General features: G+C 70.3%; 7 protein-coding genes and 1 pseudogene. 3 read left to right on the top strand and 5 right to left on the bottom strand.

Going from position 1 to position 8,010, the window contains the following annotated elements:
* The 3 genes and pseudogenes from argS to radC all read right to left on the bottom strand — a co-directional run.
* Positions 1-476 (bottom strand): annotated as a pseudogene (gene argS, locus K0M70_RS08825) (arginine--tRNA ligase); the annotation flags it as partial.
* Positions 477-686: 210 nt separating this feature from the next.
* Positions 687-1,700, bottom strand: a complete 1,014-nt coding sequence (locus tag K0M70_RS08820) for a hypothetical protein (protein ID WP_290781431.1) — start codon at positions 1,698-1,700, stop codon at positions 687-689.
* 105 nt (positions 1,701-1,805) lie between these two features.
* Positions 1,806-2,480 (bottom strand): DNA repair protein RadC, encoded by a 675-nt coding sequence (radC, locus tag K0M70_RS08815; protein ID WP_290781430.1) that lies wholly within the window; start codon positions 2,478-2,480, stop codon positions 1,806-1,808.
* 97 nt (positions 2,481-2,577) lie between these two features.
* Between radC and coaBC the strand changes: the two genes are divergently transcribed.
* From coaBC to K0M70_RS08800, 3 genes are read left to right on the top strand one after another with little or no spacing between them, the layout of a single operon-like run.
* The gene (gene coaBC / locus K0M70_RS08810) at positions 2,578-3,783 is read left to right on the top strand and encodes a bifunctional phosphopantothenoylcysteine decarboxylase/phosphopantothenate--cysteine ligase CoaBC (protein WP_290781429.1); all 1,206 of its coding nucleotides are present in this window, start codon (positions 2,578-2,580) and stop codon (positions 3,781-3,783) included.
* Positions 3,780-4,238: a dUTP diphosphatase gene (dut, locus tag K0M70_RS08805; protein ID WP_290781428.1), complete on the top strand. Its 459-nt coding sequence runs from the start codon at positions 3,780-3,782 to the stop codon at positions 4,236-4,238. The genes coaBC and dut overlap by 4 nt, the downstream gene beginning before the upstream one ends.
* A 39-nt stretch (positions 4,239-4,277) precedes the next feature.
* Positions 4,278-6,617, top strand: a complete 2,340-nt coding sequence (locus tag K0M70_RS08800; RefSeq protein WP_290781427.1) for a phosphomannomutase/phosphoglucomutase — start codon at positions 4,278-4,280, stop codon at positions 6,615-6,617.
* Here the strand turns inward: K0M70_RS08800 and K0M70_RS08795 are convergent, their stop codons facing one another.
* Together K0M70_RS08795 and pyrE are read right to left on the bottom strand one after the other, a co-directional pair.
* A complete protein-coding gene (locus tag K0M70_RS08795; protein WP_290781426.1) occupies positions 6,618-7,289 on the bottom strand; it encodes a DUF4124 domain-containing protein in 672 nt (223 codons plus the stop codon). It lies immediately after the preceding gene.
* Complete coding sequence (gene pyrE, locus K0M70_RS08790) at positions 7,279-7,953, bottom strand: orotate phosphoribosyltransferase (protein ID WP_290781425.1); 675 nt, start codon at positions 7,951-7,953, stop codon at positions 7,279-7,281. Before pyrE ends, K0M70_RS08795 begins: the two co-directional genes overlap by 11 nt.
* Positions 7,954-8,010 lie beyond the last annotated feature (57 nt).

The following is an 8,010-nucleotide window of genomic DNA, read 5'->3' as shown; positions in this document are numbered from 1 at the left end:
GGGGGCCCGGCGCCACCACGCGGGTGGCCCCGGCGGGCGCCGTCGGGGGCGCCGCGGCCGTGGCCCACGTGCAGCGGGCCGTTGGGGTTGGCCGAGACAAACTCCACCGTCACCGACTCGCGGCTGCCGGCCGGCACGCGGCCGTAGTCCTTGCCCAGTTCGAACACGCGGCGCATGGTGCCCAGCCGGCAGCTGCGGGCCAGGGTGAAGTTGATGAAGCCCGGACCGGCCACGCTGACTTTTTCCACGTGCTGGGAGCTGGGCAGGGTGTTGACCAGCAGCTCGGCCAGCTCGCGCGGCTTCATGCCCGCCGGTTTGGCCAGCAGCAGGGCGATGTTGCTGGCGTAGTCGCCGTGTTCGCGCGATTTGGTGCGCTCGACCACGTAGTCGGGCGTGGCCAGGGCCTGGTCGAGGCGGCCATGCCGCCGCAGGTCCAGAAGGGACTGGGCCACCAGCTCGCGAAGATGCTCTTTCACCGGTTGGAATTCCGCTTGGGGTAACTTTCTATTGTAGCCCGGACCGGGCGCCCCGATTTGTAATGGCCCTGTCACCCGTCCCCGGCAAACTGCACCCGACACGCCTAGACACCGTGTTCCTCTTCAACATTCGGCCCGACGCGTGACTCGGGGCCGGGGCAACAAGCCGACCTCCCCGGGTCGGCTTTTTTTTGCCCGATGCCAGCAGGTTCAGCCGGCTTCTTTGGCACAGATCGCCTTGAAGGCGTCCACCACCGCCTGGCCCGACGCCGGCACCCGGCCATCGAACCGGTCCAGCAGCGCCGCGCTCACCCGGCGTACGGTGCTGCCGTTGGCCAGCTTGGTCGGGCCAAACGCCCGGTCGCCCTCGCGGGAGCAGAAGCGGTGCAGCTCGAAGAAGTAGTTGAGCTGGCCGCTGCTCAGGAAAACCAGGCACGGGGGGCCGCTGGGGGCGTCCCGGAGTGAACGGCCGGCGCGACGTTCGCGCTCCAGGCACAGGCGCACGGCGCTTTGCGCCAGCAGCGGGAAGGGCTCGCCGACGTTGGCGGTGTCCAGGTCGGACGCCAGCCGGCCCAGGCGCTCACCGCGCCGGGTGGCCGGGTCGGTCGCCCATCGTGGGCGCTCGCCGTCCAGCCACAGGCCCAGGCCGCGGGCCAGGGAGCCGCCGGCCACGCTGGCCATGGCTTCGCCTTCGGGATGAGGCAGCGGCCGCGGGTCGAAGGTGCTGCCGGCGATCATCAGTTCCAGGGCCACGTACTGATCGCGATCGCCACCCCGCTGGAAGCCGCAGGCGTCGAGGATGCGGAAGGTTTCGGCGATGCTGGCCGCTTCGTTGCCGCCCACCGGCCCCGGCACGTCGCGGCCCTCGCGCTGGCGAAGATCGTGGCAGGCGGCGAACAGCAGCAGGGCCAGTGCGTCCTCCGTCGGCAGGGTGTCCTGGCCCTGGCCATCGAGCACGCGGCCAAGGCGCCGCTCGGCAAGCTCCATCACGTGGTCTTCGTTGTGGTAATCGTGCGGGTCGTCGCCGAAGCCGCCGTGTCGCAGGCCCAGGCGTGCCAGCCCCAGCAGCGCGGCGTTGGCGTGGCGGCTGTCGCCGGCGCCGTGGGTAATGCGCGCCACTACCGCCTCGATGCGCGGCACCAGGTCTGGACGGCGCTGCAGCAGCAGCTGGCGCGCACTGTCCGCGTCCGCCAGCGCATGCTCCACCGCGTCTGCGGCAAACAAGGTTGAGTAACCGAGTATCACGCCGCCTCCTGGCAGCCGCGGCTGGCCGCCCGGCCCGAGTATACGCAGCGGTGGGTGGGGGTCCGCCAGCCTCCCGTGTCGTGCTCATACCGCGCCCAGCCGGGCCATGGAGCAGGGCGGGCCATCGCCGATGATGAAGTGGTCCAGCAGGCGCACCTCCACCAGGGCCAGCGCCTGCTTGAGCCGGGCAGTGACCGCCCGGTCGGCCGCGCTGGGTTCGGCGCTGCCGCTGGGGTGGTTGTGGCCCAGGATGACGGCAGCGGCGTGGTGGGCCAGGCAGCGCTGCACGACTTCGCGCGGATGCACCTCGGCGCCGTCCAGGGTGCCGCGGAACAGCTCCTCGAAGGCGATCACCCGGTGCCGCGTATCCAGGAACAGGCAGGCGAAGACTTCGTAGGGCAGCGCCCGCAGGCGACGCGACAGATAGTCGCCGGCGCGGCCGGGCTCGGTGAGGGCCTCGCCCCGCGACAGGCCCTGCGCCAGGTGGCGAGTGCCCAGCTCCAGTGCCCCGGCCAGCGCACAGGCGCGTGCCGGGCCCAGACCCGCCATGCGCGCCAGCCGCTCGGCCGGCAGGTCCAGCAGCGCGCGCAGGTTTCCCGCCTCGCCCAGCAGCCGGCGCCCCAGGTCGACCGCGCTGAGGCCGCGGGTGCCCGAGCCCAGGAACACGGCCAGCAGCTCGGCGTCCGACAGCCGCGCCGCGCCGTGCGCCAGCAGTTTCTCTCGGGGCCGTTCGCCTTCGGGCCAGTCGTGTATGTGCATGGCCGCAGCATCTCCCGCGGTCCCGGGCCAGCGCCGTCGGAGCCGTCGCCGCCATCGGGTAAGCTAGCGGCGATCACACGGGTAAGGGAAAACTCACGTGGCCCCATTGCAAGACGAACGCATCCTGTTGGGCGTCAGCGGCGGTATCGCGGCCTACAAGGCGGCCGAAGTGCTGCGGCGGCTGCGCGATGCCGGCGCCCAGGTGCGCGTGGTCATGACGGCGTCGGCACTGCACTTCGTCGGCCCCACGACGTTCCAGGCGCTGTCGGGCCACCCGGTGCGCAGCTCGCTGTGGGACGAAGCCGCCGAGGCGGCGATGGGGCACATCGAGCTGGCGCGCTGGGCGACGCGGATCCTGATCGCGCCGGCCACCGCCAACACCCTTGCGCGGCTCGCCCAGGGCCGCGCCAACGACCTGCTGAGCACGCTCTGCCTGGCCAGCGAAGCACCGCTGCTGGTTGCCCCGGCCATGAACCGGGTGATGTGGGCGCATCCCGCCACCCAGGCCAACGTGGCCACGCTGGTCAGGCGTGGCGTGGAGCTGCTGGGGCCGGCCGAAGGCGACCAGGCCTGCGGTGAAGTCGGCGCCGGCCGACTGCTCGAGCCCGACCGGATCGTTGCCGCGCTTGCGGCATCGGTACTGCCGCCGCGCCTGGCGGGCAAGCGCGTGCTGGTGAGCGCCGGCCCGACCTTCGAGGACATCGACCCGGTGCGCTTCATCGGCAACCGCAGCTCGGGGAAAATGGGTTTCGCCGTGGCCGCGGCCGCCCGCGCGATGGGCGCGCAGGTGACGCTGGTGGCCGGGCCGGTGTCGCTGCCCACCCCGGCGGGCGTGCGCCGCATCGACGTGCGCCGCGCTGCGCAGATGCGCGCGGCGGTCCTGGCCGAATTGCCGGCGCAGGACGTTTATCTGGGGGCCGCCGCCGTGGCCGATTACGCCCCGGCCGAAACCCTGCCGCAAAAGATCAAGAAATCCGGTGAAACCCTCACCCTCGTGCTTGAACGCACCGCCGACATCCTGGCCGACGTGGCGGCCCATCCGCAGCGGCCCGGCCTGGTGGTCGGCTTCGCGGCCGAAACCCAGGACATGGAGGCGTATGCCCGCGACAAACTGCACCGCAAGGGCCTGGACATGATCGCCGCCAATGACGTTGGCCGCGCGGGACAAGGCTTCGAGTGCGACGACAACGCGCTGTCGGTTTTCTGGCGCGACGGCCGCCTGGACATCGCCCATGGCCCCAAGTCCCGGGTGGCGCGCGACCTGATGCAGCTGGTGGCAGACCGGCTGGAGGCGACCCGATGACCCGTGAGGTTGCGTTCAAGCGTCTCGACCCGCGCCTGGGCACGCTGTTCCCGATGCCCGAGTACGCCACCGCCCACTCGGCCGGGCTGGACCTGCGTGCGATGCTCGACCAGGCCATCGAGCTTGCGCCGGGCGACGCGCAGCTGGTGCCCACGGGCCTGGCGATCCACATTGGCGACCCGGGCCTGTGCGCGGTGATCCTGCCCCGCTCGGGCCTGGGGCACAAACAGGGCCTGGTGATGGGCAACCTGGTGGGACTGATCGACGCCGACTACCAGGGGCCGCTGATGGTGAGCCTCTGGAATCGCGGGCGGTTTCCCATCACCATCACCCCGGGGGATCGTGTCGCCCAGCTGGTGTTCCTGCCCGTGGCCAGGGCAGTGTTCCGGCAGGTTGAAGAATTTGAACGCAGCGAGCGCGGGGAAGGTGGCTTCGGCCACACCGGCGTGCGTTGAACGGAACGGCCACGGCCGGGTCCGTCACCAGGGGGAAGCATGAAATTTTCAGCGGCAAATGCAGCACAGCGGCTTCGCAGCGCCAGCCCGTACCTTGTGGCTGGCATCGTTGCCCTCGCGGGCGCGTTCTGGTTCGGCTGGCAGGGTTTGCAGTCCGGCGCCACCGAGGACCTGGGGCGGCAAGTCGAAGCAGCCCGCGTGGAGGTGGCCGGCAAGGTCGGCGACCAGGCGCGGCTGGCGGTGGAGCAGCTCGAAGCCGCGCGGTCGCGCATCGCGCTGACGACCGCGCTCAAGCGCAACGACGACCCGGCGGCGCGCGATGTCATCGCGCAGGCCCTCCCCGGCGCCGAAGCCATTGAATGGCACGAGCCGGGCCTGAACGCCGCTTACGAGAAAGCCGCCGACTTTGGCTACGGCAAGCTGGGTGTGCTGGAAATGGCGCTGCAGAACAACGGTGCGCAGGCTGCCGTGGTCATGGATGCCGGCGGGCCGCGGCTGGGCGTGGCGGCGCCGGTGCTCGAAGACGGCCGCGTGCTGACCCTGGTCTACGTGCGGCTGCCGGTGGAAGGCCTGACCGCTCCCGTGCAGGCGGCCACGCTGTCCGGGGGCTACCTGGCGCTTCGCCAGGGCCGGCAGACCATCAGCGAAGCGGGCGACACCACGCTGGCGGGCCTCGCCGAGGCCGATGCGGTCAAGATTCCCGGGACCGGCCTTCGCGTGGTCGGCGCGGCGCCGGCGATCGACGCGGGCCTGGGCACGTGGACGAACTATCTGTTCGCTGCGCTGTGCCTGGTGGTGGGCCTGGGCCTGGTGGCCATGCCGCACCTCAAGGGCCTGCGCCTCGAGCGCCGCCCGGCGGAAGGCAGCGTGGCGGTGGACGAGCCGACCATGGCCGAACTGCAGGCGCGCGGAGAAGCCGAGCCGCCGCCGGCGCCGCTGGCCGTGGCTGCGGCCGCGACCGCAGGCGCCGCGACCGGCGCAAGACCGGTGCCGGTGCGCGCTTCCCTTGAGCGCAGCATCTTCCGCGCCTACGACATCCGTGGCGTGGTGGGCAAGACGCTGGACGCCGAAACCGCGCGCCTGATCGGCCAGGCCATCGGCACGCTGATGCACAACAAGGATGCGCGGACCGTGGTGGTGGGTCGCGACGGGCGGCTGTCGTCGCCGCAGATGGCCGACGCCCTGATCCAGGGGCTGCGCCAGGCGGGCTGCGAAGTGATCAACATCGGCGAGGCACCGACGCCCGTGGTGTATTTCGCCGCCTACCAGCTGCGCGCCGGCTCCTGCGTTTCCGTCACGGGCAGCCATAATCCTCCTGATTACAACGGCTTCAAGATCGTGATCGAGGGCGAAACGCTGTCGGGCGACGCCATCGTGGACATCTACGAACGCATCGCCGAGAACCGCCTGCACCTGGCCGATACGCCTGGCCTGGTCAGCCACCGCGACGTCACCGACGACTACATCCAGCGCATCGCCGGCGACATCCAGATCGAGCGCAAGCTCAAGGTGGTCGTGGACTGCGGCAGCGGCATTGCCGGCCTGATCGCCCCGCGCCTGATGGAGGCCATTGGCGCCGACGTCGAGCCGCTTTTCTGCGAAGTGGACGGCACCTTCCCGCACCACCACCCCGATCCCAGCGACCCGGCCAACCTGCGCGACCTGGTGGACGTCGTGCAGCGCGTGGGCGCCGACATCGGCCTGGCCTTCGACGGCGACGGCGATCGCCTGGGCGTGGTCACCAAGTCGGGCGAGATGATCTATCCCGACCGCTTGCTGATGCTGTTTGCCGCCGACGTGCTCGAGCGCAATCCCGGTGCCTGCATCATCTACGACGTGAAGTGCACCGGCCACCTGGCCATGCACATCCTGCGCAATGGCGGCAGCCCGCTGATGTGGAAAACCGGGCATTCGCTGATCAAGGCCAAGATGCGCGAGACCGAGGCCGAGCTGGCCGGCGAGATGAGCGGCCACTTCTTTTTCCGCGAGCGCTGGTATGGCTTCGACGACGGCCTCTACGCCGCCGCGCGCCTGCTGGAGATCCTCGCCTCCCGGCCCGAGACGCCCCAGGAAGTGTTCGACACGCTGCCCAAGGGCGTATCCACGCCAGAGCTCAAGATCGAGATGGAAGAGGGCGAGCAGTACGCCTTCGTGGAGAAATTCCTGGCCACGGCGAAGTTCGAAGGCGCGCGAATCGCCACCATCGACGGGCTGCGGGCCGACTGGCCGGATGGCTGGGGCCTGGTGCGGGCGTCCAACACCACCCCGGTGGTGGTGATGCGCTTCGACGCCAAGGACACCGAGGTGCTGGAGCGCATCAAGAACGCTTTCCGCGAGCAGATGCTCGCGGTGAGGCCGGACCTCAATCTGCCGTTCTAGTCAGCCGGCCGGCGGTGGCGGAGTGGGCGCCGGCGCCTTGCCTGCGCCCTTGATGTCGCTGAAGCGCTCGACCAGCCGAACCAGGTCCTGGTCCAGAGCCACCAGCTCGCCCTGCTTGATCACCAGTATCTCCTGCTGCTTGGCCATTTCCACGTGCAGCGCCAGGATGCTGCTGGCCTGCCGGGCGTTGATGCGCCGGCCGGCGAGCTCGGCTTCCGAGGCGTCGGCCAGCTGGCTGGCCAGGCTGGCCCGCTGGCTGCCGATGCCGGCTTCGATGGCGTCCAGGGTCTGCTGCAGCAGTTCGGTCCGGATCTTGAACGAGCGCTTGAGCTCTTCTTCGCTCTGGAATGAGGCGATCATCGCCTCCTCCGTCATCTTGATGCGCTCGGCGTGCTTGCTGGCCGTTTCGGCGGCGAGAGCCAGCGCCTCCTGGGCGGCTCGCTCCTCTTCGGTCAGGGCACGGTCCAAACGGCTGGTGGTCATGCCACTGTCGGCATTGATCTCGGTGCGCGCCTGGTCCACGGCTTCGGGCGGCAGCGTGTCGCTGAACTGCACCTTGCCGTCCTTGTCGGTCCAGCGGTACAGCTTCTTGGCCGCTTCCTTCTCCTGGGCGGAGGCGGACGCCGAAAGCACCGCCGCGATCACGGCCAGGCTGAGAAATTTACGGATCATCGGATGCCTCCAGTGAATCAGTGTGGCTGCCATAGCGGGAACGATACGCCACCAGCGCAGCCTTGTGCGCGGCGAGGCCTGGCCGTTCGTCGGCGTGTGCCAACAGGTTGTCCAATCCGGCGATGGCATGCACCGGCAGGCCGAACTCGGCGCTGACTTCCTGCGCCGCCGAGCGCGCTCCGGCCTGGCCCCGCTCCTGGCGGTCCAGCGCAATCAGCACGCCGCAGGGTTCGCCGCCGGCGTCGCGGATGGTCTGGATGGACTCGCGGATGGCGGTGCCGGCGGTGATCACGTCGTCCACTATCAGCACCCGTCCGCGCACCGGGGCGCCAATCAGCAGGCCGCCCTCACCGTGGGCCTTGGCTTCCTTGCGGTTGAAGGCCACCGGCAGGTCGCGGCCGCGGCGCGCCATCGCCACGGCCAGCGTGGTGGCCAGCGGAATGCCTTTGTAGGCCGGGCCGAACAGCATGTCGAAGGCGAGCCCGGACTGTTCCAGCGCGTCGGCGTAGCACTCGCCCAGGGTCGCCAGCGCGGCGCCTGAATCAAACAGCCCGGCGTTGAAGAAATAGGGGCTGGTACGGCCGGATTTGAGGCTGAACTCGCCGAAGCGCAGCACGTTGCGCTCCAGCGCCAGGTCCAGGAAGCGGCTCTGATGGGGTTTCAAGGTCGGTGCCCGCTGTCTAAACCCTGATTGTGCAACAGCCCCCGGGGGGGGGGGGGG

The organism is Arenimonas sp. (genome assembly GCF_019459675.1).
Lineage (GTDB): Bacteria > Pseudomonadota > Gammaproteobacteria > Xanthomonadales > Xanthomonadaceae > Arenimonas.
This window is presented reverse-complemented; position numbering and strand designations above follow the sequence as displayed.